This window comes from Paucibacter sp. B2R-40 (genome assembly GCF_025717555.1).
Lineage (GTDB): Bacteria > Pseudomonadota > Gammaproteobacteria > Burkholderiales > Burkholderiaceae_C > Paucibacter_A.
In genome coordinates, this window is sequence record NZ_JAJIRP010000007.1 from 314,254 (window position 1) to 339,098 (window position 24,845).

At 63.9% G+C, this 24,845-nt stretch carries 27 protein-coding genes and 1 pseudogene; 19 read left to right on the plus strand and 9 right to left on the minus strand.

Features of this window, described 5'->3' with window-relative positions:
- Positions 1 to 13 precede the first annotated feature (13 nt).
- The 11 genes from LNV09_RS16145 (at position 14) to LNV09_RS16195 (ending at position 7,989) form a co-directional block, all read left to right on the plus strand.
- A complete protein-coding gene (locus LNV09_RS16145; RefSeq protein ID WP_263558086.1) occupies positions 14 to 496 on the plus strand; it encodes a c-type cytochrome in 483 nt (160 codons plus the stop codon).
- Positions 496 to 1,224: a lectin gene (locus LNV09_RS16150; protein ID WP_263558087.1), complete on the plus strand. Its 729-nt coding sequence runs from the start codon at positions 496 to 498 to the stop codon at positions 1,222 to 1,224. The genes LNV09_RS16145 and LNV09_RS16150 overlap by 1 nt, the downstream gene beginning before the upstream one ends.
- A gap of 258 nt (positions 1,225 to 1,482) precedes the next feature.
- On the plus strand, positions 1,483 to 2,145 hold the full coding sequence (ccmA, locus tag LNV09_RS16155; protein WP_263558088.1) for a heme ABC exporter ATP-binding protein CcmA: 663 nt from the start codon (positions 1,483 to 1,485) through the stop codon (positions 2,143 to 2,145).
- On the plus strand, positions 2,142 to 2,819 hold the full coding sequence (ccmB, locus tag LNV09_RS16160; RefSeq protein WP_263558089.1) for a heme exporter protein CcmB: 678 nt from the start codon (positions 2,142 to 2,144) through the stop codon (positions 2,817 to 2,819). The genes ccmA and ccmB overlap by 4 nt, the downstream gene beginning before the upstream one ends.
- 38 nt (positions 2,820 to 2,857) lie before the next feature.
- Positions 2,858 to 3,661 carry a heme ABC transporter permease CcmC gene (gene ccmC / locus LNV09_RS16165; protein ID WP_263558090.1) on the plus strand — a complete coding sequence of 268 codons (804 nt, stop codon included), beginning with the start codon at positions 2,858 to 2,860 and terminating at the stop codon, positions 3,659 to 3,661.
- Positions 3,658 to 3,834, plus strand: coding sequence for a heme exporter protein CcmD (gene ccmD, locus LNV09_RS16170; protein WP_263558091.1), 177 nt, complete (start codon positions 3,658 to 3,660; stop codon positions 3,832 to 3,834). Before ccmC ends, ccmD begins: the two co-directional genes overlap by 4 nt.
- Positions 3,831 to 4,283: a cytochrome c maturation protein CcmE gene (gene ccmE, locus LNV09_RS16175; RefSeq protein ID WP_263558092.1), complete on the plus strand. Its 453-nt coding sequence runs from the start codon at positions 3,831 to 3,833 to the stop codon at positions 4,281 to 4,283. The genes ccmD and ccmE overlap by 4 nt, the downstream gene beginning before the upstream one ends.
- Positions 4,280 to 6,271: a heme lyase CcmF/NrfE family subunit gene (locus tag LNV09_RS16180; protein WP_263558093.1), complete on the plus strand. Its 1,992-nt coding sequence runs from the start codon at positions 4,280 to 4,282 to the stop codon at positions 6,269 to 6,271. Before ccmE ends, LNV09_RS16180 begins: the two co-directional genes overlap by 4 nt.
- Positions 6,268 to 6,825, plus strand: a complete 558-nt coding sequence (locus tag LNV09_RS16185) for a DsbE family thiol:disulfide interchange protein (RefSeq protein WP_263558094.1) — start codon at positions 6,268 to 6,270, stop codon at positions 6,823 to 6,825. The genes LNV09_RS16180 and LNV09_RS16185 overlap by 4 nt, the downstream gene beginning before the upstream one ends.
- The gene (locus tag LNV09_RS16190) at positions 6,815 to 7,237 is read left to right on the plus strand and encodes a cytochrome c-type biogenesis protein (protein WP_263558095.1); all 423 of its coding nucleotides are present in this window, start codon (positions 6,815 to 6,817) and stop codon (positions 7,235 to 7,237) included. Before LNV09_RS16185 ends, LNV09_RS16190 begins: the two co-directional genes overlap by 11 nt.
- Positions 7,234 to 7,989: a tetratricopeptide repeat protein gene (locus tag LNV09_RS16195; RefSeq protein WP_263558096.1), complete on the plus strand. Its 756-nt coding sequence runs from the start codon at positions 7,234 to 7,236 to the stop codon at positions 7,987 to 7,989. The genes LNV09_RS16190 and LNV09_RS16195 overlap by 4 nt, the downstream gene beginning before the upstream one ends.
- A 58-nt stretch (positions 7,990 to 8,047) precedes the next feature.
- Here LNV09_RS16195 and LNV09_RS16200 read toward each other — a convergent pair whose 3' ends face one another.
- The 8 genes from LNV09_RS16200 to LNV09_RS16235 form a co-directional block, all read right to left on the minus strand.
- Positions 8,048 to 8,992 carry a CysB family HTH-type transcriptional regulator gene (locus LNV09_RS16200; RefSeq protein ID WP_263558097.1) on the minus strand — a complete coding sequence of 315 codons (945 nt, stop codon included), beginning with the start codon at positions 8,990 to 8,992 and terminating at the stop codon, positions 8,048 to 8,050.
- A gap of 78 nt (positions 8,993 to 9,070) precedes the next feature.
- A complete protein-coding gene (locus LNV09_RS16205; protein WP_263558098.1) occupies positions 9,071 to 9,814 on the minus strand; it encodes an amino acid ABC transporter ATP-binding protein in 744 nt (247 codons plus the stop codon).
- The gene (locus tag LNV09_RS16210) at positions 9,811 to 10,533 is read right to left on the minus strand and encodes an amino acid ABC transporter permease (protein WP_263558099.1); all 723 of its coding nucleotides are present in this window, start codon (positions 10,531 to 10,533) and stop codon (positions 9,811 to 9,813) included. The genes LNV09_RS16205 and LNV09_RS16210 overlap by 4 nt, the downstream gene beginning before the upstream one ends.
- Positions 10,533 to 11,228 carry an amino acid ABC transporter permease gene (locus LNV09_RS16215; RefSeq protein ID WP_263558100.1) on the minus strand — a complete coding sequence of 232 codons (696 nt, stop codon included), beginning with the start codon at positions 11,226 to 11,228 and terminating at the stop codon, positions 10,533 to 10,535. The genes LNV09_RS16210 and LNV09_RS16215 overlap by 1 nt, the downstream gene beginning before the upstream one ends.
- Before the next feature lie 196 nt (positions 11,229 to 11,424).
- Complete coding sequence (locus LNV09_RS16220) at positions 11,425 to 12,282, minus strand: ABC transporter substrate-binding protein (protein WP_263558101.1); 858 nt, start codon at positions 12,280 to 12,282, stop codon at positions 11,425 to 11,427.
- A 290-nt stretch (positions 12,283 to 12,572) separates the two neighbouring features.
- The gene (locus LNV09_RS16225) at positions 12,573 to 13,220 is read right to left on the minus strand and encodes a peroxiredoxin (protein WP_263558102.1); all 648 of its coding nucleotides are present in this window, start codon (positions 13,218 to 13,220) and stop codon (positions 12,573 to 12,575) included.
- A gap of 57 nt (positions 13,221 to 13,277) precedes the next feature.
- Complete coding sequence (locus LNV09_RS16230; protein WP_263558103.1) at positions 13,278 to 13,880, minus strand: RBBP9/YdeN family alpha/beta hydrolase; 603 nt, start codon at positions 13,878 to 13,880, stop codon at positions 13,278 to 13,280.
- Between the two features lie 32 nt (positions 13,881 to 13,912).
- Complete coding sequence (locus tag LNV09_RS16235; RefSeq protein ID WP_263558104.1) at positions 13,913 to 14,131, minus strand: TOBE domain-containing protein; 219 nt, start codon at positions 14,129 to 14,131, stop codon at positions 13,913 to 13,915.
- Between the two features lie 242 nt (positions 14,132 to 14,373).
- Between LNV09_RS16235 and LNV09_RS24830 the strand changes: the two are divergent.
- Positions 14,374 to 14,577 (plus strand): annotated as a pseudogene (locus LNV09_RS24830) (YgjP-like metallopeptidase domain-containing protein); the annotation flags it as partial.
- Positions 14,578 to 14,863: 286 nt separating this feature from the next.
- On the opposite strand, the gene LNV09_RS16240 reads toward LNV09_RS24830, so the two are convergent.
- Positions 14,864 to 15,865, minus strand: a complete 1,002-nt coding sequence (locus LNV09_RS16240) for an AraC family transcriptional regulator (RefSeq protein WP_263558105.1) — start codon at positions 15,863 to 15,865, stop codon at positions 14,864 to 14,866.
- A 97-nt stretch (positions 15,866 to 15,962) separates the two neighbouring features.
- Here LNV09_RS16240 and LNV09_RS16245 point away from each other — a divergent pair, with 97 nt between their 5' ends.
- The 7 genes from LNV09_RS16245 (at position 15,963) to LNV09_RS16275 (ending at position 24,833) form a co-directional block, all read left to right on the plus strand.
- Positions 15,963 to 17,099 carry an Acg family FMN-binding oxidoreductase gene (locus tag LNV09_RS16245; protein ID WP_263558106.1) on the plus strand — a complete coding sequence of 379 codons (1,137 nt, stop codon included), beginning with the start codon at positions 15,963 to 15,965 and terminating at the stop codon, positions 17,097 to 17,099.
- A gap of 81 nt (positions 17,100 to 17,180) precedes the next feature.
- The gene (locus LNV09_RS16250; protein WP_263558107.1) at positions 17,181 to 17,810 is read left to right on the plus strand and encodes a DUF3313 family protein; all 630 of its coding nucleotides are present in this window, start codon (positions 17,181 to 17,183) and stop codon (positions 17,808 to 17,810) included.
- Positions 17,811 to 18,174: 364 nt separating this feature from the next.
- A complete protein-coding gene (locus LNV09_RS16255; RefSeq protein ID WP_263558108.1) occupies positions 18,175 to 18,954 on the plus strand; it encodes a DUF3348 family protein in 780 nt (259 codons plus the stop codon).
- Complete coding sequence (locus LNV09_RS16260) at positions 18,951 to 21,302, plus strand: coiled-coil domain-containing protein (RefSeq protein ID WP_263558109.1); 2,352 nt, start codon at positions 18,951 to 18,953, stop codon at positions 21,300 to 21,302. The genes LNV09_RS16255 and LNV09_RS16260 overlap by 4 nt, the downstream gene beginning before the upstream one ends.
- On the plus strand, positions 21,295 to 21,972 hold the full coding sequence (locus LNV09_RS16265) for an OmpA family protein (protein ID WP_263558110.1): 678 nt from the start codon (positions 21,295 to 21,297) through the stop codon (positions 21,970 to 21,972). The genes LNV09_RS16260 and LNV09_RS16265 overlap by 8 nt, the downstream gene beginning before the upstream one ends.
- Positions 21,973 to 22,034: 62 nt before the next feature.
- A complete protein-coding gene (locus tag LNV09_RS16270; RefSeq protein ID WP_263558111.1) occupies positions 22,035 to 22,502 on the plus strand; it encodes a DUF2894 domain-containing protein in 468 nt (155 codons plus the stop codon).
- Between the two features lie 510 nt (positions 22,503 to 23,012).
- Positions 23,013 to 24,833, plus strand: a complete 1,821-nt coding sequence (locus LNV09_RS16275) for a ShlB/FhaC/HecB family hemolysin secretion/activation protein (RefSeq protein WP_263558112.1) — start codon at positions 23,013 to 23,015, stop codon at positions 24,831 to 24,833.
- The last annotated feature ends 12 nt before the right edge of the window (positions 24,834 to 24,845 follow it).

The window sequence follows — 24,845 nt, forward strand, 5'->3', positions numbered from 1 at the left end:
TAGGACCCCGTAGATGAAAACAAGCTCCTTCAAACTCGCCTTGCTGGCCAGCCTGGCCTTCAGCGCCCTGGCTGCCAGCGGAGCCGCCAGCGCGCAAGCAGCGCCAAAGCCCGAACAGCAGATCAAGTGGCGCCAGTCGGCCTACCAGGTGATCGCCTGGAACAACGGCCGCGTCAAGGCCAATATTGAGGGCCAGTACAACAAGGACGAGGTCATCAAGGCCGCCAACACCATCGCTGCTCTCGCCAACTCCGGTCTGGGTTCCTTGTTCCCAGCCGGCACCGACACCGGCAAGGGCTGGCATTACACCGCAGCCAAGGCCGAGCTCTGGGCCGCCGGCTCCAAGGTGGCCGAGTATTCCGCCAACTTCAGCCGCGAAGCCAATGCCCTGGCCGAAGTCGCCTTGCTGGGTGACCCGGCCAAGACCAAAGAGCAGTTCGGCAAGCTGGGCCGCACTTGCAAGGCCTGCCACGATGACTACAAGGCGAAAGACTGATGATGCGCAAGAACATGTCCCTCAAACAAACCCTGCTGGCCGCAGCCTTGCTGGGTCTTTGCGGCTTTGTGCAAGCCCAAACTGCACCGGCTACTGCGGCGACGCCAGCATCAGCGCCGGCCACGCCCGCGGCGGTCAAAGACTTCAGCTTCTTCGTGACCAGCAGCGGTGCCGGTAACGGCGCCAACCTGGGCGGCCTGGCCGGTGCCGATGCACATTGCCAGAAGCTTGCCGCAGCGGCGGGGCAGGGCGGCAAAACCTGGCGCGCCTATCTGAGCACGCAGGCGCTGGACGGCCAGCCGGCCGTCAACGCCCGCGACCGCATCGGCAACGGCCCCTGGACCAATGTGCGCGGTGCGGTCGTCGCCAAAAATCTCTCGCATCTGCACGGCGACACGCTGGATGAGGCCCGCCTGGGCAACAACCTGACCCGTGCCACCGCGCTGACCGAGAAGAACGAACCGGTCAAAGGTGTGGGTGACCGCCCCAATGAACATGACATCCTGACCGGCTCCCAGCCAGACGGACGCGCGTTCACCGATGCAGCCGACAAGACCTGCCGCAACTACAGCAGCAGCGCCGAAGGCTCGGTGCAACTGGGTCACCATGACCGCACTGGCGGCGGCAACACCTCGTGGAACTCCACCCATGGCAGCCGGGGTTGCAGCCAGGCGAACCTGGTGTCCACCGGCGGCGCTGGTCTGCTGTACTGCTTCGCACCAAATTGAGAGCCTGACTCGGCCTGTCTTGGCCTGATGGGCTGATGGGCCGTGTTTGAGCGGGCCTGTGCCAAGTCTTTGGTGCAGGCCCGCTTTTCTGTTGCCTAGCCACCCCGCTAGCAGTCCTTCCTTCATCCAGTCATTCAAGCTGCGTATATGCAAGCTCGATTCGCTTCCTTCCCGTACAGGACTGGAACTTTTAGAGTGCGGGCTCGGTGAACTCTTGGGGTTCGGTATTCATTTTCATTGGCAATCAAGGAGGCGAGCGTGGGTTTGGAAGCAAAAGCGCTGGCCTTCGGCCATGGCCATCGGCCGCTGTTTGAGGGCTTGAGTTTTGGCCTTGCTGCCGGGCAGGCGCTGCTGGTAGAAGGCGCCAACGGCAGTGGCAAGACCAGCCTCTTGCGGCTCTTGGCGGGCCTGAGTCGGCCGCATCAAGGCGAGATTCTTTGGCGCGGCCGGCCTTTGTCGGCGCAGCTGGACGCTTGGCGCGAAGGGCTGGTCTATATCGCCCATGCGCCGGCCTTGAAGGATGATTTGCTAGCCTGGGAGAACCTCTGCCTGACGATTAATTTAAGCGGTGCCCGGCGCCAGCCTTTCGCGCAAGCCGAGGCCGTGGCCGCGCTGGCCCGCATAGGCCTGGCGCGCCAAGCCTTGTTGCCGGTGCGAGCTTTGTCGCAAGGCCAGCGCAAGCGGGTCAGCTTGGCGCGCCTTTTTGTGGACCCTGAGCCTGCAGCAGCAGCTCCAGCGGCAGCGCAAATCTTGTTACTGGACGAGCCCTTTGATGCGCTTGACGACGCCGGCATCCTGAGCTTGAAGGACAGGCTTGCGCACCTGGTGCTGCAAGGTGCGCGGCTCGTTTACACCACCCATCAAACGCAGACCTTGAGGCTGGCGCCTCAGCAGCTTTTGCGCTTGCGATTGGCCGCATGAGTAATTACTTTTTCTTCTTGCTGCGCCGCGAACTGCTGCTGGCCTGGCGCCGGCCGGCCGAGTTGCTGGGCGGCTTGTTCTTCTTTGTCATGGTGGCCAGCTTGTTCCCTTTGGCCGTCGGCGCTCAGCCGGAACTGCTGCGCCAGATCGCCCCCGGCGTGCTGTGGGTGGCTGCGCTGCTGGCCAGCCTGATCGCCTTGCCGCGCCTGTTTGCGGCGGATTGGGCCGACGGCACGCTGGAGCAATTGCTGCTGACGCCGCAGCCGACCGTGCTGCTGGTGCTGGCCAAGGGCCTGGCGCATTGGCTGCTGGCCGGCCTGCCCTTGCTGCTGCTGGTGCCCGTGCTGGCCTTGCAATTTGATTTGGCTAGCGACGTCAGCGGCGTGCTTTGGCTGAGCCTGCTGCTCGGTACGCCGGTGCTGAGCCAGATCGGTGCCATTGGGGCGGCGCTGAGCCTGGGCGCGCGCGGCGGCCCGGGCGGCGGGGTGCTGCTGGCGCTCTTGGTTTTGCCGCTTTACATCCCGGCTTTGATTTTTGGCGCCGGCGCGCCGACGGCGGTGCAGGCGGGGCTGTCGGCCGAGCCGCATCTGTACCTGCTGGCCGCCCTGTTTTTGACCGTGACCGTGCTCTCGCCCTGGGCGACGGCAGCGGCCCTGCGTATTGCCTTGGAGTGATGAAAGATGCCAAACAGTGAATTTCAGCGGAGGTCGGCATGAGCAGCTTGAGCTTAGGCCCGGCATCGGCCAGTCCCAGAAACCTTGCGCCCGTGGCCGCTTGGCGCCAATTCGCCGCACCCTCGCGCGGCTATGCGCTGGCCGGCCGGCTCTGGCCCGTCTTCGCGCTGGCCGCCGCCTTGCTGGGTGTGCTGGGCCTGTACATCGGCTTCTTTGTGGCGCCCACCGACCACCAACAGGGCGAGGCCTACCGCATCATCTTTGTGCATGTGCCCGCTGCCTGGCTGTCCATGTTGATCTATTTGGCGATGGCCTTTTGGGCGGGCTTGGGCTGGGTGCTCAATACGCGTTTGTCCTCGCTGCTGGCAAGCGCCTTGGCGCCGACCGGGGCGCTGATGACGGTACTGGCCTTGTGGACCGGCGCGCTGTGGGGCCGGCCGACCTGGGGCACTTGGTGGGTCTGGGATGCGCGGCTGAGCTCGGAGCTGATCCTGCTTTTTCTCTACATCGGCTTCATGGCCTTGCAGGCCGCCATTGAGGACCCGCGCCGTGCCGACAAGGCCAGCGCCTTGCTGGCCCTGGTGGGCGTGGTCAATGTGCCCATCATCTATTTTTCGGTGCGCTGGTGGAACACCTTGCACCAAGGCGCCTCGGTCAGCCTGACGGCCGCGCCCAGCATGGCACACACCATGCTGGCCGGCATGTTGGTCTGCACCTTGGCGCTATGGGCCTATGCGATCGCGGCGGTGTTGCTGCGCCTGCGTAACAAGATACTTGAACGGGAAGCCGGCAGCGCCTGGGTGTTGGACCTGCTGCGCAATAGCGAAGGAAAATTGAAATGAATGCGGGTGTTTGGGACAGCGTGCTGGCCGCTGCATGGCTGGGCGGCTATGGCCGCTATGTTTGGGGTTCTTTCGGAGTGGTGGCCGCTGCTTTGGGGCTGGAGCTGTGGAGCTTGCTACGGCAGCGGCAGGGCATCTTGCGGCAGCTGCATGCACAGCTTGACGATCTATGAGCCCACGTCAAAAACGCCTGTTGCTGCTCGGGCTGGGCCTGGCCGGTCTGGGTCTGGCCACCGCCTTGGTGCTGCAGGCCTTCAGCAAAAATCTGGTGTTCTTTTACACGCCCAGCCAGGTGCAGGCCGGCGAGGCGCCCAAGGGACGCAGCTTTCGCGTCGGCGGCCTGGTCGAGGCCGGCAGCCTGCAGCGCGAGGCCGATGGACTGGGCAACCGCTTCGTGGTGACCGACCAGCAGCAGCGCTTGCAAATTCATTACCGCGGCTTGCTGCCCGATCTGTTCAAGGAGGGCAAGGGCGTGGTGGCGCAAGGTCGGCTGAGCGAAAGCTTGGGCTTCGTTGCCGAGGAGGTGCTGGCCAAGCATGACGAAAACTATATGCCGCCCGAGGCGGCGCGGGCCTTGGAGGCTGCCGCCAAGGCCAAGCAGCAGCAGGGGCTGCAACCATGACGGCCGAACTTGCCCATCTGGCGCTGATCTTGGCGCTGGGCCTGGCCGTGATTCAAGGCTTGGCGCCCTTGCTGGCGCCGCAGCGGCCGGCCTGGCTGCAGCTTGCGAACCAGGCGGCGCTGGCGCAGGCCTTGTGTGTGTTCTTGGCCGCTGCCGGCCTGGTCTGGGCCTTTGCGCAAAACGACTTTTCGCTCAAGCTGGTGGCCGCGCATTCCAACTCACGGCTGCCATTGCAATTTCGAGTGAGCGCGGTCTGGGGCAGCCATGAAGGCTCGCTGCTGCTGTGGATCACGATTCTAGCGCTGTGGACGCTGGCCGTTCGCAGTTTCAGTGCCGAGCTGCCCACGCTGCTGCGCGCCCGCGTGCTGGCCGTGCTGGGGCTGATCAGCGCGGGCTTTTTGAGCTTCACGCTGCTGACTTCCAATCCGTTTGAGCGCCTGCTGCCGGCCGCCCCCGACGGCCGCGACCTGAACCCGCTGCTGCAAGACCCCGGCATGATTTTTCATCCGCCGCTGCTCTATATGGGTTATGTCGGCTTCGCGGTGGCCTTTGCCTTTGCCATCGCCGCCTTGCTGGAAGGGCGCTTCGACGCCGCCTGGGCGCGCTGGACAAGACCTTGGACGCTGGCGGCCTGGGCTTTTCTGACCGGCGGTATTTTCCTGGGCAGCTTCTGGGCTTATTACGAACTCGGTTGGGGCGGCTGGTGGTTCTGGGACGCGGTCGAGAACGCGTCCTTCATGCCCTGGCTGGTTGGCACCGCTTTGGTCCACTCCTTGGCGGTGAGCGAAAAGCGCGGCGTATTCAAGAACTGGACACTGTTGCTGGCGATCTGCGCGTTTTCGCTGTCGCTGCTGGGCACCTTTTTGGTTCGCTCCGGCGTGCTCAGCTCGGTCCATGCTTTTGCCACCGACCCTGAACGCGGGCTATATATCTTGGCCTTGTTGGTGCTGGCGATTGGCGGCTCCTTGGCGCTGTTCGCCTGGCGCGCGCCACAGATGGAGCAGCGCAGCCACGCGGAAGAAGGCTTTGCACTCGCCTCGCGCGAGACGCTTTTGTTGATCAACAACTTGTTCCTGCTGGTCAGCGCCGGCACGGTGCTGCTGGGTACGCTGTATCCGCTGGCGATTGACGCCCTCAGTGGCGCCAAGATTTCAGTCGGCCCGCCTTACTTTGACGCGGTGTTCGCGCCGCTGATGCTGCCTTTGCTGGCCTTGCTGGGTTTTGGCCCCTTTGCCACTTGGCGCGGCCGGGGCGCGGGCGCCTTGCTCAAGCAGCTGCGCCTGCCCTTGCTAACGAGCGTTCTGCTCGGTGCATTGCTGAGCTTTGCGTTTTTGCATTCGCTGTTGGCGGCTGTCAGCCTGAGCTTGGGGTTGTGGGTCTTGTTGGCGACCGGCTGGCATATCGCACACACCTTGCAGCGGCCACCGGGATCGTCCGTCAGCTGGGCCACACGCTGGGGCCAGACCACGCGCAGCCAATGGGGCATGTGGTTGGCCCATGGCGGCTTGGCGGTGTTTGTGCTGGGCGTCAGTCTGGTCAAGAGCCTGGAGCAAAGCCAGGAGGCCAGCCTGCAGCCGGGCCAAACGCTGAATCTGGGCGGTTATGAGTTCCGTTTTGAGTCGATTGAACGCCGTAGCGGCCCCAACTTTATCGCCGCGCAGGCGCGCTTCGAAGTACGCCGCGAGGGCACGCTGGTGGCCACGCTGCGGCCCGAGAAGCGCTTCTATCCGGTGCAGCAAATGCCGATGAGCGAGGCGGCGATTGACCGCAGTTTCAGCCGCGATCTCTACATCTCCTTGGGTGAGCGCAGCAGCGGCGGCAGCTATGGCCTGCGCGTGCAGATCAAGCCCTTCATGACGTGGATCTGGTCTGGCTGCCTGCTGATGGCCTTGGGTGGCGCGCTTGCAGCCAGCGACAGGCGCTATCGCAAGGTTCCGGTGACGGTAAGCCAGAAGACCCCGCCCTCAGGCTCCTTGGAGGCCGCATGAGCGCGGCTGTGATGGCCCGCTCCTGGCGGGGTCTGATTCCCTTGGCGCTGTTCCTGGGCCTGGCCGCCTTGCTGGCCCTGGGCCTGCGGCGCGGTGACCCGCAGACTTTGCCTTCGCCCTTGCTGGACAAGCCGGCTCCTGCCTTCGAGCTGCCACTGCTTGAGCTCAATGGGGCCAGCGGCAGCTTCTCGCCGCAGCAGTTGCTGGGTCAGGTCTGGGTGCTCAATGTCTTTGCTTCCTGGTGCCAGCCTTGCCGGGTGGAGCACCCGCAGGTGCTGGCGCTGTCCCGTGAGCCGGGGCTGACGCTGGTGGGCCTGAACTACAAGGACCGCGAGGGCGCGGCGTGGCTGCAGGCCCAGGGCAACCCTTTTCGCTTCGCTGTGTTGGACCTGGACGGCCGGGCCGGCATGGACTGGGGGGTCTACGGTGTGCCCGAAACCTTTTTGATTGACCGCCAGGGCCGGGTGCGCCTGAAGCTGGTCGGCCCTTTGACCCAAGAGAGGTTGCAGCAAGAGCTGCTGCCCTTGATTCGGAGACTGCGTGATGCGACGTGATGGAAAGATGTGGTCGGTGGCCTTGCTCCTGTTGTTCGCGTCTCTTGGCTTGCGCGCGGCCGAGCTTGATGCCGCCGCACAGGCCCGCGTCCAGCATCTGAGCGAAATCCTGCGCTGCGTGGTCTGCCAAAACCAGACCCTGGCCGATTCGCAAGCCGAGTTGGCCCAGGACATCAAGCGCGAGCTGCAAGCGCAGGTACTGGCGGGCGCCAGCGACGAGGCGGTGCTGGCCTTCATGGTGCAGCGCTACGGCGACTTTGTACTTTACCGTCCGCCGCTAAAGCCCAGTACCTGGGCGCTTTGGTTTGGGCCACTGCTTTTGCTGGGCCTGGGCGGCGGCTGGCTTTACCGGGTACTGGCAAAGCAAAGGCGCAGCACCTCAGGGCCTTTGAACGAGGAACTATCAAGATGAATGCAAACTTTGTTTTCATCAGCGCGGCGGCTTTGCTTTTGCTGCTGACGCTGACCTTGCTGCTTAGGCGCAGCCCGTCGCAGGCACCCGCTCTGGCCGATCTGGGCGCGGGGCCTCGCAGCCTGCTGGCCCTGGGTTTGGCCGGTTTTGTTGTAGGCGCCTACCTTTGGCTGGGCCAGCCCAACGCCTGGCAGCAAGATGAACTGCTGAGCGCGGCGCCAGCGCCCGAGCTGAAGGCCGCTGCGGGCGTGGGCCCCGAGCAAATTGCTGCCATGGTGGCGCGCCTGGCCGAAAAGCTCAAGGCCCAGCCCGACGACGCCAAGGGCTGGCGTATGTTGGCGCGCTCCTATGAGAACCTGCAGCGTTATGGCGATGCCGTGCGGGCCTATGAACAGTTGCTGCGCCTCACACCCAATGACGCCGACATGCTCAGCGACTATGCGGTCACGCTGGCCATGAGCTTGGGCCGGCAAAGCCTGATAGGCGAGCCCGAGCTGCTGATTCAGCGCGCCCTGAGCGCCCAACCCAATCATCTGCAGTCCTTGGCCCTGGCCGGCAGCGTGGCGCTTGAGCAAGGGCATCATGAGGAGGCTGTGGCGTATTGGCGCCGGGTGCTCGCCGTGGTGCCTCCAGGTTCAGAGCTGGCGGCGCAGGTGGAAGGCAGTATTGCCAAAGCCCAGGCCAAATCCCAGGACAAAGCGCAGGCCAAAGCCCAGGCGGCGACCAAGACGGAGGGGAAAGCCGCTCGATGAGGCGCCGGCAGGGTGGCTTCAAAGGTCAGCCTGCGAGGAGCGGGTGCGGGTTTGCGCGCTATTCTGTTCTGCTCGCGCTGCGCGCTTCATCGACGGCGGCGCGCGTCAGCGGGCTGGCAAAAGTGGCGATGAAGGCATAGACATAATCACGCAGATAAGCGTCGCGGCGCACCGCCAGGCGCGTCATATTGTCGGCAAACAGATGCCGCGCATCGATGGCGGCCAGATGTCGGTCACGCTCTTCGTCATAGGCAATCGACGCCACGATGCCCACGCCCAGGCCAAGATCCACATAGGTCTTGATCACGTCCGCGTCCATCGCGGCCAGCACCACGTTCAAGTTCAGGCCCGCTTGGCGGAAGGCATCATCGATGTGGGAGCGGCCGGTGTAGCCGAGCTCATAAGTGACGATGGGGAATTGCGCCAGCCGCTCCAGCGTCAAGACCTGACCCTCGGCGGCCTCGCGCGCCAAAGGGTGATCCACCGGTGTGATCACTGCATGGGTCCAGCGGTAGCAGGGCAGGGCGATCAGCTCGGGGTATTGCGTCAGGGCCTCGGTGGCGATGCCCACATCGGCCTCGCCGTCCAGCAGTAAGCGCGCGACCTGTTGCGGCGAGCCCTGGTGCAGGTTCAACACCACATCCGGGTGGCTGCTGCGAAAGTCGCGCACCGCCGGTGGCAGCGCATAGCGCGCCTGGCTGTGAGTGGCGGCAATGCGCAGATTGCCGGCGCCGGTCTGGGCGTAGTCGGCGCCGGCGCGGCGCAGATTCTCCGCCTCGCTGAGCAGCTTCTCGATGATGGGCATCACATGCGCGCCCGGCTCGGTCAGGCCGGTCAGGCGCTTGCCGGCGCGCATGAAGATTTCGATGCCCAGCTCATCCTCCAACTCACGGATCTGCCGGCTGACACCGGGCTGCGAGGTGTGCAGCGCGGCCGCCACCTCGGTCAAATTGAAATTACGGCGTTGGGCTTCGCGGATGGAGCGGAGTTGTTGAAAATTCATTGGAAGAGGCGCTTTCTTATTCGTTTTCCAATTATTGGCAAACGCCGCCGCTTTGTCCTCCAATGAAAAGTGCTTTGCTTATTCGACCCGGGCAAATGGGGTACGGATATCCGACAAGAAGGCCTGCGCACGCGGATGCTGAGGGCGGTTGAAGAAGGCCTCCGGGGTGGCGCGCTCCAAAATGCGCCCCGCGTCCAAGAACAGCACCCGGTCCGCCACTTCACGGGCGAAGCCCATTTCATGGGTGACGCAGATCATGGTCATACCTTCGGCCGCCAGGTCACGCATCACCAGCAAGACCTCGCCGACCATCTCGGGGTCGAGCGCGCTGGTCGGTTCATCGAACAACATCACCGGTGGCTGCATGGCCAGTGCGCGCGCAATCGCCACGCGCTGCTGCTGGCCGCCGGACAGCTGCGCGGGCAGGGCGTCGGCCTTGTGTGCCAGGCCCACGCGCTGCAGCAAGCTTAGTGAGCGTTCATGCGCTTGGTCGCGGCTCAAGCCACGCAGGCGGATCGGCGCCAGGCTGCAGTTTTCCAGTGCCGTCAAATGCGGAAACAGATTGAACTGCTGGAACACAAAACCGATGCCAGAGCGAAAGGCGTTCACGTCCAGGCCTTTGCGGTGGATGTCTTGGCCGTTCAGCAAGATGCGGCCCGACTCTATCGGCTCCAAACGGTTCAGCGTGCGGATCAAGGTGCTTTTGCCCGAGCCGGACGAGCCGCACACCACCACTACTTCGCCGCTGCCTATGTGCTCGCTGATATCGCTCAGCGCCTTGTAATTGCCGTAGCTTTTGTTGACTTTGTCGAATTCAATCATGCGGGGACCTGCGAAGTTATGGGGGCGGGCCCGGTGGGCGTTTGTGGCTTGCTCAAATGGCGCTCCAGCGCATAGGCCAGGCGCGAGAGGCCGAAGCACAGCACGAAGTAGCTCAGTGCCAGCACGCTATAGACCTCAAGCGGCTTGACCAGCACTTGGCCATTGATCTGGTTGGCGATGAAGCTCAGCTCAGACAGGCCGATGATGGTGCCCAAGGACGTTTCCTTGATGGTGGAGATGAATTGATTGACCAGCGAGGGCAGCATATGGCGCAGGCCTTGCGGCAAGAGCACCAGACGTAGCGCCTGCAAGTAATTCAGGCCCAGCGAGCGGGCGGCCTCCATCTGCCCGCGTGGCAGGCCCTGCAGGCCGGCGCGCACGATCTCGGCCAGATAGGCGGCGTCGAAAATCACCAGCGCGGCCAACATGGTGGTGAATTGATCGGTCTTGTGCCCGGTGATGGTGGGCAAGAAGAAATAGGCCCAGAACACCACCATCAACAAGGGTGTGCCGCGCACCACAAAGACAAAGCCTGTGACCGGCAGGCGCACCCAGGCCAGCGGGCTGATGCGCCCCAGACCCAGCAGCAGGCCCAGCGGCAGCGCCAGCAGCAGGCCCAAGCTGGCCAAGACCACGGTCAGTGCCAAGCCGCCCAGCGGGCCCTTGGGATATTGGCCGACCAGGAAGTAGAGCCAATAAGTGTCGATCAGCTCCAGCATCAGGCGGCCCTCACCGGATAGCGCTGCTGGAAGGCCCAGGCCAGCGCCGTGATCAGCAGCGACACGCTCAAGTACGCGGCCGTCACCAGCGCGAAGGTCTCAAAGCCGCGAAAGCTGGCGGTCTCGACCCGCTGCGCCTGGTACATCAGCTCGGCCACACCGATCACGGTGGCGATGCTGGTGTTCTTCCAGAGATTGAGTGTTTGCGAGATCAGCGGCGGCACCGTAATGCGCAGCGCTTGCGGCAACACGACCAGGCGCATGCTGGCCAGATAGGAGAACCCCAGCGCCCGCGCCGCCTCGAACTGGGTGCGCGGCACGGCGCGCAGGCCGGAGCGGATGTCCTCGCCCATGTATGCAGCGGTGTAGAGCGTCAAGGCAATCACGGCGGCCGTCGCTTCGACATTGCCTCTGTAGAGCCACTGTTTGATGCCATCCGGCAAGGCCTCCGGCGCGGCGAAGTACCAGAACAGCATATGCACCAAGAGCGGCACGCTGCGAATCCCTTCCACATAGGCAAAGCCCAGCGCCTGCGCGATGCGCGAGGGCGCCAGGCGCAGCAGCGCCACGCCGGTGGCCAGCGGCAAGGCCAGCACCAGCGTCAGCCCGGTGAGCTGCAGGGAGAACAAAAATCCGCTGAGCAGCCAGTCATAGAACTGGCCATGCAGCAGCAGTTGGAAATCGAGTTGCGGCATAGGGGAGAGCAGGGGCGTGGGTGCTGAAAGGCAGTGTGCAGTTTTGCTTGACCGGGGCGGGCTTTGTTGCGCGACGGGCTCGGGCCATGTGGGAACGCCCCGCAAGCGGGGCGTCTGTGCATGGTTGGTTTGCGTTAGTCTTTGCGCGTGGCCGGCCCCCTTTCAGGCAAGAAATGAAAGGTCAAACAGACAGAAATCAGGCGTCGACCTTGTCGGTCTCGATCTTGAAGCTGCGCACCGGGAACTTCAGGCGCGTGTCGGGGCCGTACCACTTGATGAAGAGTTTCTCGGCTTCGCCGGACTTCTCCAACCCGCGCAGCGTGTCGTCGATCAGCAGTTTGAACTTGGCCTCGCCCTTTTTGATGCCCAGTGCGAGCGGCTCGACGCTGAGGTTTTGCGGCAGGATCACATACTGCGCTTGCAGGGCGCCGAGCTTGGCATGCTGGTCCAGCAGCGACACCTCGTCATTGACAAAGGCCACGCCCTTGCCTTGCTGCAGCGCCTGGAAGGCTTGCGGGCCGTTCTCGAAGGTCACGACCTCCACATTCTGGACCGCCTTGCGGATGTTCGGCTCTTGCGTGCCGCCCTTGATGGTGACGACTTTTTTGCCGTTCAGATCGGCGACGTTCTTGATGCCGCTGTCTTTTTTGACCAGCACTTTTTGGCCGGTGACAAAAGTGGTCAGCGAAAAATCGATGACGGCTTCGCGCTCCTTGTTGTGGGTCAGCGAGGCGGCCAGCAGGTCGATATGGCCTTGCTGCAGCTCGGGGATGCGGGCGGCCACGGCGAGTTGCTTGATCTTGAGCTTGACGCCCAGTTTGTTGGCGACGGCCTGGGCCAGATCGACCTCGTAGCCAACGATCTCGCGGGTCTTGGGGTCGATGAAGCTATTGGGTTCATCGGTGCCGAGCACGCCGACAACTAGCTCGCCCTTCTTTTTGATGTCATCCAGCTGATCTGCATGGGCGGCGCTGACACCGAATAAAGTGGCCGTTAGAGCGAGCAGGGCAGCGGCGGTGCTGGATTTATTGAAGCTGCGACGATTGAGAGTCATGAGAGTCTGTCCGAGAAGAAGTTTTGATGGTTCTCATCCTAGGGTTGACCCGCATATTTGCGAACGAAGGCTTGCTTCTATCCAAACGCGAAAAACACCTATTGGCTTTTGGGACGAGCGGTCGCACAGAGGCATTGCAGCGGCGGCACGCAAGTGGCGCCAAATGCAGTCCAGCACGATGGGCTGCAATGAACAAAAAAGGCAGCCGGGTCTGCGCCCGGCTGCCTTGCAACTTCAATGTCTTCTTGTCACAAGGGGCGCTAAAGCTCCCCGCGGTGTTTCGGCGCAGCTTAGGCGGCGCGCTTGGGCAGCGAGGTGTAGCGCAGATAGGGTCGCACCACATCAAACCCTTGCGGGAACTTCTGCTTCAGCACCTCGGGATCCTGGATGGAGGGCAGGATCACGACATCGTCGCCGTCCTTCCAATTGGCCGGCGTGGCCACCGAGTTGCTGTCGGTCAGCTGCAGCGAATCGATCACACGCAGGATCTCATCGAAGTTGCGGCCGGTACTGGCAGGGTAGGTGATGATCAACCGAATTTTTTTGGCCGGGTCGATGATGAACAACGAGCGCACCGTCGCCGTGGTGGAAGCGTTCGGGTGGATCAAGTCATACAGCTCGGAGACCTTGCGGTCGGCGTCGGCAATGATGGGGAAGCGCACTTCTGTGCCCTGGGTTTGATTGATGTCGTCAATCCAGCGCAGATGCGACTCGACCGGGTCGATCGATAGCGCAATAGCCTTGACATTGCGCTGCGCAAAATCCTCGCTCAGCCTGGCGGTCTTTCCCAGTTCGGTGGTGCACACGGGCGTGAAGTCGGCCGGGTGCGAGAACAGCACCCCCCAGCTGTCGCCTAACCACTGATGGAAGCGGATAGGGCCGTCGGACGAGGCTTGTTCAAAGTCGGGGGCGAGATCGCCCAGGCGCAGGCTTGGCATGGCTAAATTCCATGTTTGTGGAAATTCAAAAGAGATCAGCGGCAACGCTGGTGGAGGTCAAACTGCGAACGACCATTCTTGGAAGCTCGTGTGCTGAGGGCGCCGTTCGCGCGCGGCTTTTGCCCGGGCCGAATCGACCCAGCGCTTGGCCAGCGGAAAAGGCCCGAAGCCGGATTCGGTATTGATATGTCCGACGGCGCCCAAGTTGGTGAAACTCGCACCCCAGCGGCTGGCCCAGCGCAAGGCGCTCGCTGCACTCATCCAGGGATCGTTTTGGCTTGCGATCAAGGTGCTGGGAATGTGCAGCCTGTGGTGGGGCAGCAGCTCGGCCAGGCCGAACTTGTCGGGCTCGGCCGGCGCCACAAACAGCGCCTGTCGAATCGGCGAGTCGGGATGTTCGGCCAAGTGGTGCGCGAGTGCCAGGCAGCCAAAACTATGCGCCACGGCGATCCATTCGCCGTCGGGCGAAGATCCAACTGCAGCGTCCAATGTGCTGCTGATGCGCGCCGACCAACGCGCCAAGTCAGGTTGGCTGAAGTCACGCTGCACCACGCGCTTGGCGTCGCGGAACTGGTGCTGCAGCCAACTCTGCCAATGGGCAGCGCCGCTGTCGTGCAGGCCGGGTACGATCAATAGTCGGGGTGATGAGTAGATGGCCATGGAATTTCCTCGGCGATGGGCTGGGGGCCGACTTAAAGCGTAGCTATAGCCACTTCGGTGGCCTTGACCAGTGCCACCACATCGCGGCCGACGGCAAGGCCCAGTTCCTTGACCGAGCGCGTCGTGATGACGGAGCTCACCAAAGTGCCGTTGGGCGTGATGACGTCGATCTCGGACACCACCGGTCCCTCGATGATTTCCTTGATCGTGCCGCGAAACTGGTTGCGGACGTTGATGGCGCTGATGCTCATGGCAATTACCCCTGTGTCGACCTTGAAGATCGAATTCAAATGCTGTGCTGTGAAGCTTAGTCGGCTGAAGGGGCTGGCCAAAGGAATGGAAGCGCAGGATCTAATGCGCCGATCAAATATCGCGGTGCGATATCGCGCTGCGGATGGGCTGCGCCCCAGGTGGTGGCGATGTGAGTTGCGCGCTTAGCTGCAACCATCAGGCCGGCAATATCCGACTCAACACCGAGTAGGTAAAAAACCCGAGGGACTTAGTTGAGTACGTGGCGGTACACGAGATGGTGCGTCTGCTGGAGCCGACGCACTGCAACCGGTTCGTGGCGTTGTCTGATCTGCCTGTGCCTCAGTGGCGGGGAGCGCGCAAGGAACTGAATGTGTTGCCGCTTGGCGCTCAATCCTGGCGGTTACCAAAATTCCTTGGGGCCGACAACGAGGCAAATTGGCTCTAATTCGTTTCCGTCTAATTTTACATAATACACATTGTCGATAATCCCGGTACTTGTGGCGGTGTTGCGTTATCAGGGCTCAGGGATCTGTTCTCTAGACTCTAGGTACTTCAACCCTTTTGTTTTCATGCGAAAACCCCAGTTCTGGTCGACGACCAAATGCTACCCAGGTATTGAGCCTCGGCCTGGTCAATCCAGCACTGAGCCGTTTTCGTGACTTCGACCCCAAAAAGGAAGCTGCCAGTAGCCAGGAGCGACGCACTTACCTGTCTGCTCTGAAGCCCGCAGTTCAGACCCGTTGTCCGGTCCGCCAAGCCCCTGGCGTGATGCCCGTCCAGCGTCGGAAAGCACGCGTGAACGAAGTTTGCTCGGCATAGCCCAGCCGGCTGGCCACCTCGACCAAAGGCAAACCCGGCGTGGCCAGCAGTCGGGCGGCCTCCTCACGACGGAACTCTTCAACCACATCGCTGAAGCTGCGGCCGATGTCTGCCAGCCGGCGCTGCAACGTGCGTTCTGACACGCCCAACAATTCGGCCATGCGTGCGGCGTCGGCGCGGCCCTGCGCCAGCGCGTCGCGCAGGCGTACTCGAAGGGCGCGTTCCAGCGTCGAATCGCCCGCTTGAGCCAGCTGCAACTGCGCCGCCATGCCCTTGAGCGTGGCGTGCAGAAAGGCGTCGGCACTGTGGGTTGGCAGCTGCCATGTCGCAGCGTCGATCAGCATCTCGGCGCACGGGTGCCCATACGCAGGCGCCAGGCCGTACAGGCGAGACCGCACTTCATCATTGGTCGGCCGCGCCAGCGGCAGCCCCAGCAACTGTGGCTTGAAGCCGCCGCCGCTGACATAGCGCAGTCGGCTGAACAATGCAGCGATGGTGAATTCCAGCGCCTGCTCAGGCAACGGTGTCAGCGCCCGCACGCGCAAGGCGTGGGCTCCGTCGCCCAGGAGGTCGATTTCCAGCGCCGTGTCGACGGAAACCATCGCGAAGTGCAACATCGCTGACTCGCAGCAGCCGGCCACGGTGTCGGCGCTGCCCACCAGGTAGTCCAGCGCGCCAAAGGCACCGAAGGGGATGGCGTGGGCCAGCGCGCTGGGCAGGCCAGGCTGGCCGTACAGGCGTTCGGCTTCGTCCCACATATCGAGGTAGGCCTGCACCGGCACCAGCGCGTCCGGCGCTTGCGGCAACGGCCCCAGGCGTGCATGCAGGCACGCGACGTCCAGGCCCAGTGTGGCCAGGCCCTGCAACTGCAGCCGCAGAGTCAGCGCGGGCAATCGGGCCGGCACTTCAGGCATGGCGCCAGATGTTCAGAGACTGGCGCGCCGTGACAAGCCAGCGGAATGACCGATTCATACAGTGGCTCCATCGACAACGGACCTGGAGTTTAGTGCCATGAAACGACGTTCATTCATGCGGGTGCTGGCCGCTGGCGGCGCGGTGATTGCGCTGCCGGGCTGCGACCAGATGCCGCCCTCGGCCACTGCGCCGTGGACGGCACCCGGCGCCTCGCAGACCGATCTGCGGCTGCGCGCGCTGTCCTGGGCACTGCTGGCACCTAACCCGCACAACCTGCAGAGCTGGGTGGCCGATATCCGCGAGCCCGGCCTGATCCGCCTGTCGGTGGACCTGCAGCGTCTGCTGCCGGCCAGCGACCCGCCCAATCGCCAGGTGTTGATCGGATGCGGCGCTTTCCTGGAACTGCTATGCCAGGCTGCTGCCCAGCAAGGCCAGCGCGCCGAGGTGACGCTGCTGCCCGAAGGCGAATACGTCGCCGACGGCGTGGACGCGAGGCCCTTCGCCACCGTCCGGCTGACGGCCGATGCCAGCGTTCCGCCCGACCCGCTGTTCGCCGCCGTGCCATTGCGCCGCACCAACCGCGCACCTTTCACCGCGCAGGTGCCCGACGCCCAGGCCCTGGCGCAGCTCGCCGAAGCGGCTGGGCGGCCGGGCATCACGTTGCACAGCAGTACCGACGCCGCCAAAGTGCAGCGCTTGCGCGAGCTGGCTATCGCCGGCTATCGCGTGGAGTTTGGCAATGCGGCCACCTGGGCCGAGAGCGCCAAGCTGATGCGAGTTGGTGCTGCGGCGGTCGCGGCCGAGCCTTCGGGTGTTGCCGTCACGGGCACCATGGCCTGGTTCGGACGGCAGCTGGGCATGCTCGGTCCCGAGGCGCTGCGCAAGACCGATGGCGTGGCTGCCAGGACAGCCATCAACAGCTCGGCCGAAGCCGCCGCGCACACCCATGCCTGGGCCTGGCTGAGCAGCGCCGACAACAGCCGACGCACGCAGATCGAGGCCGGCCGAGCTTACTTGCGCACCGATCTCGCCGCGGCGCAACTGGGGCTGGCTATCCACCCGAACTCGCAGGTGCTGCAGGAGTTCGAGGCGATGTCGGCGCTGTACGACCGCTTCCACGCGGTAGTGGGCGTGGCCCAGCCGGCGCGCGTGCAGATGTTCGTGCGCCTGGGCTACGCCGCGCGCCCTGAGCCGGCGCCGCGACGCCCGCTGAGCCGGCTCGTGCACACCTGAATCTGCCGCGTCTTGCGCCCTGCTCTCCTTTGCGCTTCTCTTTTCTTCCCCGTTCACCACCACCTCAATCTGGAATCCTTCATGAAATCCTTCCAAACCATCATCGCCATCGCCGCCATCGCCGCCATCGCCCTACTGTCGGCCTGCAGCACCGTCATGACCAGCGCCAAGAGCGGCTATCTCAGCGACTACGGCGCCCTGGTCGAGGCGCCCGACGCAGCATCTGCCAGCCGGGCCTCGGCACAGGCCATCGACCCAATACAGGTGTCGATTGCCGAAGTCGTCTGGCGGGTCGATTCGCGCACCGACATCGGCAAGGACGAGCGCGACGCACTGCTGGCGCAACTCAAACGCGAATTGCAGCAAGGCGTGCTAGCGCTGCCGGCTTCGCCGCAGGGCCGGCCGGTGCAGATCCGTGCCGCCATCACGCGGGTGGAGACCGTCTCACCTGCTCTCAACACAGTCAGCAGCCTGCTGTTGTTCGTCCCCTTGGATCGCGGCGGCGCGGCGCTTGAAATCGAGGCGCTTGATCTCCAGACCGGACGCCAATTGGCGGCGCTGCGGCTGGGCTATTTCGCACCGCTCAGCGAGCTCAAGGCGCGCTTCAGCAAGCTGGCACCGGCTGAGATTGCGGTGAGCAAGGCAGCGGGTGACTTCGTTTCCTTGCTGAACCCTGTACCGGACGCAGACAAGAAGACTGCTCAGCGCTGAAGTCCCTGTCGGGGCGCTTCCTCGGGTCGAGTTCAGCGGTCGCGCGCGGCTGTGAAGTGCACCTGCCGGCGAGGAGCGGAGCATCTCGACAGGCTGCCCTATTGCCGGTCGACTGAAAGATCCGTTGTCCATGCGGGGCGGGCTGGCGACCACGAGCCGGGACTTGCACTGAACGGACGGCCCTGATCGCGCCGTTCGTCAAAGCCGCAGATGAGCCGCTGCGATGAGGCCGTCCAGTCGTGCAAGTTGCGGCTTAATCTTGGTGCGAATCTGGCCTTCGGCTGAGCGCGATTGGGCGATGCCGAGGTCCTTCTCTAAAATCCCCTATTTTCAGCAGCAAAAGCGCAGGCGTCGGCTTCACTGAATGCAACCTATTTCCAAGCCCGTACCGCCTTTTTCGCCAGTCCCGTCATTCCCGCCCGAGTCCCTGTCTCGGTTGCTGCGGCAATGGTGCGTCGCGCCAGGCTCCCCGCCACCGGCAGCTGAACGGCTGGGCTCTTGGTTCTGCTGGGCGGATGCCATCGAGATATCTCAAGTTTTGACTACATCCCCTGGTAGAGCTAATTCTGAGCGCCCCCAGGCCGACGACCTTCGTCGCCCGCCCTCCGAGGAGGGCGGACAAGGTCGGAGCGGCCCTTCCCTTTCTTGTGAGGCTGCTCGAATCGAGTCCATGTGTTGGGCGAACGCTGAACTGGCGCGCATCCAGGCCCAATTGGCTGCCAGCTTCAATCACACCGAGCTGGCCTGCGAGTCCGATTCGATGTCCGATGGCGCTGCGCTCAAGGAGCTGCTGGTTCCCTATTTGCAGCATTTCGCGCAGCAGCAGCGCTTGATCGAAAGTCGCACTGCCGCGTTCCGAACGCGTCTGCGAGCCTGCCTCACGCGCGACTGCGACGAACTGGCACGGCTGGCTCAGTTGGATGACTACATCGAGCGAGCGATGGCCCCGCCCCAATTGCGCGCCATGACTGGGCTTTCCGCCTTGCTGGAGACGCGAGCAAGCAAGCACTACGCCGCCGATCCGCGTCAATGGCGCGCCCGCCTCTGGTCAGACCTGCAGCGCTTGCTGCGGGCCGAGCTGGACCAAAAACTTCAACCTGTGCTGGGCCTCATTGAGGCCTTGAACACCAACAGTCCCCCATGAACCGATCTCTCAACGCCCTCTACCCCATCGCCATGGCTGCCGGTCTGGCCGGCATTGCCGGCGCCGGCATGGCCGCCTCCAGGAATCACCCCGTCGCACTGGCCATGGCGGGGCTGATTGCTGTTTTTTATGCCATTGGCGCGTGGGAGCTGGCGACTTTTCGCCGGGACAGCCGTGCTTTGGCGGCGGCCACAGAGCGCGAACTGCCCGCAATGCCCGACGATATACCCGGCGATATACCCGGCGATATGCCCGACGATTGGATTGCCTCGGTGCCCCTCGCTTTGCGCGGCGCTGTGCAGATGCGTCTGGATGGCCAGCGCGTCGGCCTCCCCGGTTTGGCATTGGCGCCAGCGCTTGCAGGTTTGCTGGTGCTGCTGGGCATGCTCGGCACCTTCATTGGCTTGGTCATCACCTTGAGCAGTACGGCCAGCGCTCTTGGCGCCTCCGCTGACCTGGCCGCTTTGCGCAATGCGCTGGGGGCCCCGATCCAGGGCCTTGGTCTGGCCTTCAGTGCCAGTGTGGCTGGCGTCGCCGGTTCAGCCATGTTGGGTCTGATGGTGGCCCTCGCCCGCAGGGAACGTTCGGCCGCCGGCGCTCTGCTGGACGCCGCAATTTTGGGGCGGCTGCGCCATCTGACGGCTGCCCATCGGCGGGAGATCGAGCAGCAGGCTATTGCTTCGGCTGCGATCGAGCGCGACAAGGCAAAGCAGCTAGAAATGGTTGCCCAGCTCCAGCAATTCACCGAGCGCATTGCGGAACAACTGACCGCACAAAACAGCCTCTTCCACGGCGAAACCAGCAAAGCCTATGCCGCCTTGGCCAGCAGCGTCGACGCCACCCTGCGCAACAGTCTTGCAGACGCTGCGCGGGAGGCAGGTGCCGCCATTCAACCCGCCGCAACGGCGGCGATGGGGGCAATAGCCCGCGAGGCCGCAGCCCTGCATGAGCGCGTCGGCAACACGGTGACCGATCAGCTGAGCGCGCTGAGCAGCCGCTTCGAGGCGGGTGCCGAGCGCATCGCACTTCAGCATAGCGAAGCCGCCCAGGCGCAATCCGCTGCGCTGCACCAGCAGCGAGAGCTCGCGCTGCAGCTGCTGGAAGATGCCGGCGTGGCCTCGCAGCGCGCCATGGAACTCCAGGGGCAGCGCTGGGCTGCGGATTCGCAAGCGATGCTCACGGCGCTGGATACGATGGCCACCCGCCACCAGGCAGCGCAAGCTCAGGCAGATCAGGCACGCTGGGCCTCGCTGCAAGATCACCTAGGCGCGCTCGCCAAGCAACAGGCCTCAGCACGAGAGCTTGTTGCGCAAACCGCCCAGCAATTTGCCGCGCAGACACAGACCCTGCTGGACCGAGTCTCGGATGGGCATAGCCGTCATCTCAGCTTGCTGGCTGAGCGCGACGCTCAGCGCCGCGCCGAGGTATTGGCCGATGCGAATGCCATGAGCCAACACCGCGAGGGCGTCGAGCAGTTGCTGGCCACGCAGCGCGAGGAAGCCTTGCAACTGCAGCGCGATAGCGCAAGCCGCGCTCAGCAGGCCTTGACCGAGATCACCCGCCTCTGTGCCGAGCAGACGCAGGCTGGTGTCACTGGCCTGGCCGATGCATTCACGCGCTTGCAGGCAAGCCAGCAAGCGCATGACGCGCAGCAGCTTGCGGCATGGCGCAATGAGCTGGCCTCGATTGGAGCCACGCAGTTGCAGCAGCAGCAAGTGCTGGCCAATGACCTGTTGGCGAACACTCGCAGCTTGGTGACTCAGGCCGAGGCCACTTCTCAACGGACGCTGGCAGAGGCTGGCGCAGTGTTGCAAGCCGCTGGTGAAGCGCCACGCGCTGCCGTCGAGGTCGTCGTCGCGCTGCGCGAGCAGCTCGCCCAAAGCCAGGCGCAGGACCGCGCGGCTCTGCTTGAGCGGGCCGAGCTGATGGGGACGGTATCGACGCTGCTCGCCTCGCTGCAGCAAGCCGCTGGCGAGCAGCGCGTCGCGATTGATTCGCTCGTGGATAGATCTGCAATTCAGATCGAGGCCTTGGGCCAGCGATTCACATCGCTTGCAGAGGCGTCCGGTCACGCCCTTGCCGATGCGGCCACCAATCTGGCAGCCAGCGCCGCCGACGTCGCCAGCGTAGGCGAAGGCTTCGGCGCGGCCATTGAGCAATTCCAGGGGGCTAATGCCCAACTCGTGCAGCATCTGGCTGCGCTGGAGCAACGCCTGTCCGCATCGATCACGCGCAGCGACGACCAACTGGGTTACTACGTGGCCCAGGCGCGCGAAGTCATCGACCTGTGCCTGGGCTCGCAGAAGCAAATCCTGGATGCGCTGCAAGGCGCCGCGTCAAATGGATGACCAGGTGGAGATGGAGCACGAAGGCACTGCCGCTCCCGCTTGGGCAGCTTTTGGCGACTTGATGGCCGGCGTGCTGGGCGCGTTTGTGCTGGTGCTTGCAGCTGCCCTGGTTGGGCAACTGGATCTCGCCACCCAATTGCAAGCTGAAGTGCAGCAGCGCATGGCCGAGCAGAGCCGGCGGGAAGCGCTGGAACGCGCCCTGGCCGGCCCGCTGGCGGATGGCCGCATCACGCTGGTCGAAGGTCGAATCGGCATCAACAGCGCGGTGCTCTTTGCGACGGGCTCGGACCAACTGCTCGCCGAGGGGCGTACGCTGCTCGGGGCCTTGGCAACGCCGCTGCGCACCTACCTCGCGCAACGCGATGAGATCCTGATGGTCAGCGGCTTCACCGATGACCGCGGGGTCGTGGCGGGCATGCAGTTCGCGGACAACTGGGATCTGTCTGCCAGGCGGGCGTTGAACGTGACGCGGGCCTTGTTGGCGGACGGTCTTCCACCGGACGCGGTTTTTTCTGCTGCATTCGGCTCGCAGCAGCCGGTAGCAAGCAACGACACGGCGGCCGGGCGTGCGCTCAATCGCCGCGTAGAAATCGCACCCACACCGCGGCCACGGCGGGCGGCTGCGGCTGTGGCCGCTGCGTCTGCAGCTGCATCTACGTCTGTACCGTGAGCAACATCGAGGATCCTGTCAATTGGGTCGCTGCGCAGCCAGCTGACACTGTGCGCCGGCGCATGCTGCACGCACTCGCCCTGCGTGCGGCAGCCCAGCCTGCGGGCGCTCTGCGAGACAAGCTGATTGCGACCTTACGGCAGCGTGCGTCGCGAGCACCACTGGCGCAGCAGAAGCAGGACTATCCGGCCCTCGGCAATCCGCTGGCCGAATTGCTCGCCTTGCTGCAAGTTGATGCGAGCCAAGAGTTGCGCCAAGTGCGCATCCACCAAAGCACTTGGCGCCAGCTCCGCGTCGCACGCAACATTGCCGACCTCCATGCGCCGGTCGCCGGGCATCTGGGCCCACTCAATGGCCAGGCCTTGGCGACGCGCATGCTCCAGCAGATTCAACAGCTGGCGCCAGACTATTTGCACCGGCTGCTCACGCAGATGGACGCGATCGCGGTCTTGGAGCTGGTGCAGGCGGCAGGTGAGGCCGAAAGACCAGCGCGAACAAGCAAGAAGAAGGCAGCTGAACGGCGCCGGTGACATCCGCGCTGGATGCAGGACTCTGTGTCAAGGTGACGATCACCAAGGCAGTTATGCAGCGGCGTGGCGTACGCTCGCCGAGGCGGCCTTGCAGCATCTCGCGCGAGCCCCGTCATCGCCAGGCGCCAAGCGCCAAGGCGGGCTGCCCAAGCATTGACGGATACCTACGAAGTGGCCGAGCGCGCCGAGTCCTGTCTATCCGCGGCAGTGAACCGTGGGGCAACTCCGCGCCCATGGACGGTATTCGCTTCAGCGTTACTTGCTCGCGCAATCGGCCAGTTCCGCGAAGTACAGCATTCGAACACAGGGTGATTTCTTCGCAATCAAAGCTAACTCCAATAGCGAATCAGTCCAAACGACAGAGGTCGCCGGGTCCGCCGCCAGCGGCATCAACGGCCTCTAAGCCAGCTACTTCGGGGCATTGCCGGTGACTGCGATCGACACAATGGCAGCAGAACTGGAATCCCGCCCGTTCGCAGCCCACCCATGCCCACTGGCCATTCAGCCCCTTTGATCCGATCTCTACGCATCCGCCCGGTTGCGGCAGCCGCCGCCTTCAGCCTGCAGCCCAACACAACTGCGTGCTTTCTGGCGCTTTCTCTTGGCCTGGCCTCGCTGCATAGCCCTGCAGCACCGGCCGCTGGCGTGAGCGCCCTGTTGAGCGCGCCAGATGCTGGCAGTTTGCTGCAACAGCAACAACAAGCCTGGCAAGGCCAGGATACCCGTCTTGCCCCACAAACATGGGTGGCCCCAGACCGCTCGGGGCCTGCTTTGAAGCTACCCAACGACGCCCCCGTGCTGGTGCTGAGTTTTGAGCTGCAAGGCAACCAGCAGATCGGACTGGCACGCTTGCAAGCGGGGATCAAAGCGCTGCTGGGCCGCAAACTGGACGCGCAGCAATTGCAGGCCGCAGCAGACCGCGTATGCAACATCTACGCCCGCGCAGGCTGGTTGGCCCGCTGCTACCTGCCTGCACAAGAATTTCTCGACGGATTGGTCAGGATTCAAATTGTCGAGGCGCATTTGGGCGACTTGCGATTGGACGGATCGACTTCCCGCTATGACGCCAATCGAGCCAATGCGATCTTCTTGCTGCAGCAACCGAGCAACGCGAAATCCCAGCGCCCCCCGCCTCAGGACGGGATGCTTTTGTTCGGTGACCTGCCAGGGCGCAGCAGCAGTGCCGACATCTTGGCCAGCAGCGACAGCGTCGACAGGGAACTGCTGCTGGCACTGGCAGACCTGCCGGACATCAATGCGCAAGCCGGCGTTGACAACCATGTGGACAGTGCCGTCGGGAAGTTCCGTTTCAATACCGGGCTCACCATGGACGGCAGCCTCGGCATGAGCGACACCATCGCAGCCGGCTTCAGTCACAGCAAAGGCAGCGACTATCTGCGCCTGGCCGCGAGCCTGCCCTTGGCCCGGTGGAGACTTGGGGCCGGTATCTCGATGCTGCGCTACCGTTTGATCGGCAATGACTACAGCGCAGGCCTGGCCAGCGGCCAATCGGAGCAAATAGGTCTGGATGCCAGTTACGCCCTGATTCGACGGCGTGAGCGCAATCTCAACTTGCAGCTCGGACTCGAGCGGCGACGCTTGCGCGACCGCGGCGACGGCAACAACTTGCCCGGCATCACGGTGAACGACAGCGACTACCGGACATTGCTGTTCAAGTTGGGTCTCACCGGCAACTGGTTCGATGCCCTAGGGCGCGGCGGCAGCAACACGGCCAGCATGGAGTTGAGCCGAGGCAAGGTCGACCCCAGCAAGCCATCCGCCGGATCCACCGGCTCAGGCGTCAACAGCAACTTCACCAAGCTGCGTCTCCATGTCAGTCGCCAGCAGGTACTGAGCGACAGCCTGCAAGGCTTCATCGCCCTGAGCGTCCAGTCCAGCCGGCAGAATTTGGATTCTTCCGAGCGCTTCTACCTGGGTGGCCCATACGGGGTGCGCGCCTATGCCGCTGGTGGCGCCGGTGGCTCGACCGGTTCTTTGCTGAGTGTGGAACTGCGCTCGCAGCTGACCAGCGACTTCCGAGCCGCCGTCTTCTATGACTGGGGTCGGATTCAACTCAATGTGAACGGCGACGCGGCGCAATCCGCTACAACACCTCCGGCAACACCGCCTACAGCGAGCCCGGAACTCAATCGCGCAAGCATGCAAGGCCTTGGTTTGAACCTGAGCTGGTCGGGGCCCGCAGGCATCGATGTGCGGGCCACTTTGGCTCGCCGCGTCGGCAGTGCACCGCCCAATGCCCTGTTGGGCCTGGACTTGAACAGCCCGGCGCCGCGCAATCAAATGTGGTTGCAGGCCAGCATGCCTTTCTAAGAGGGTTGCTCA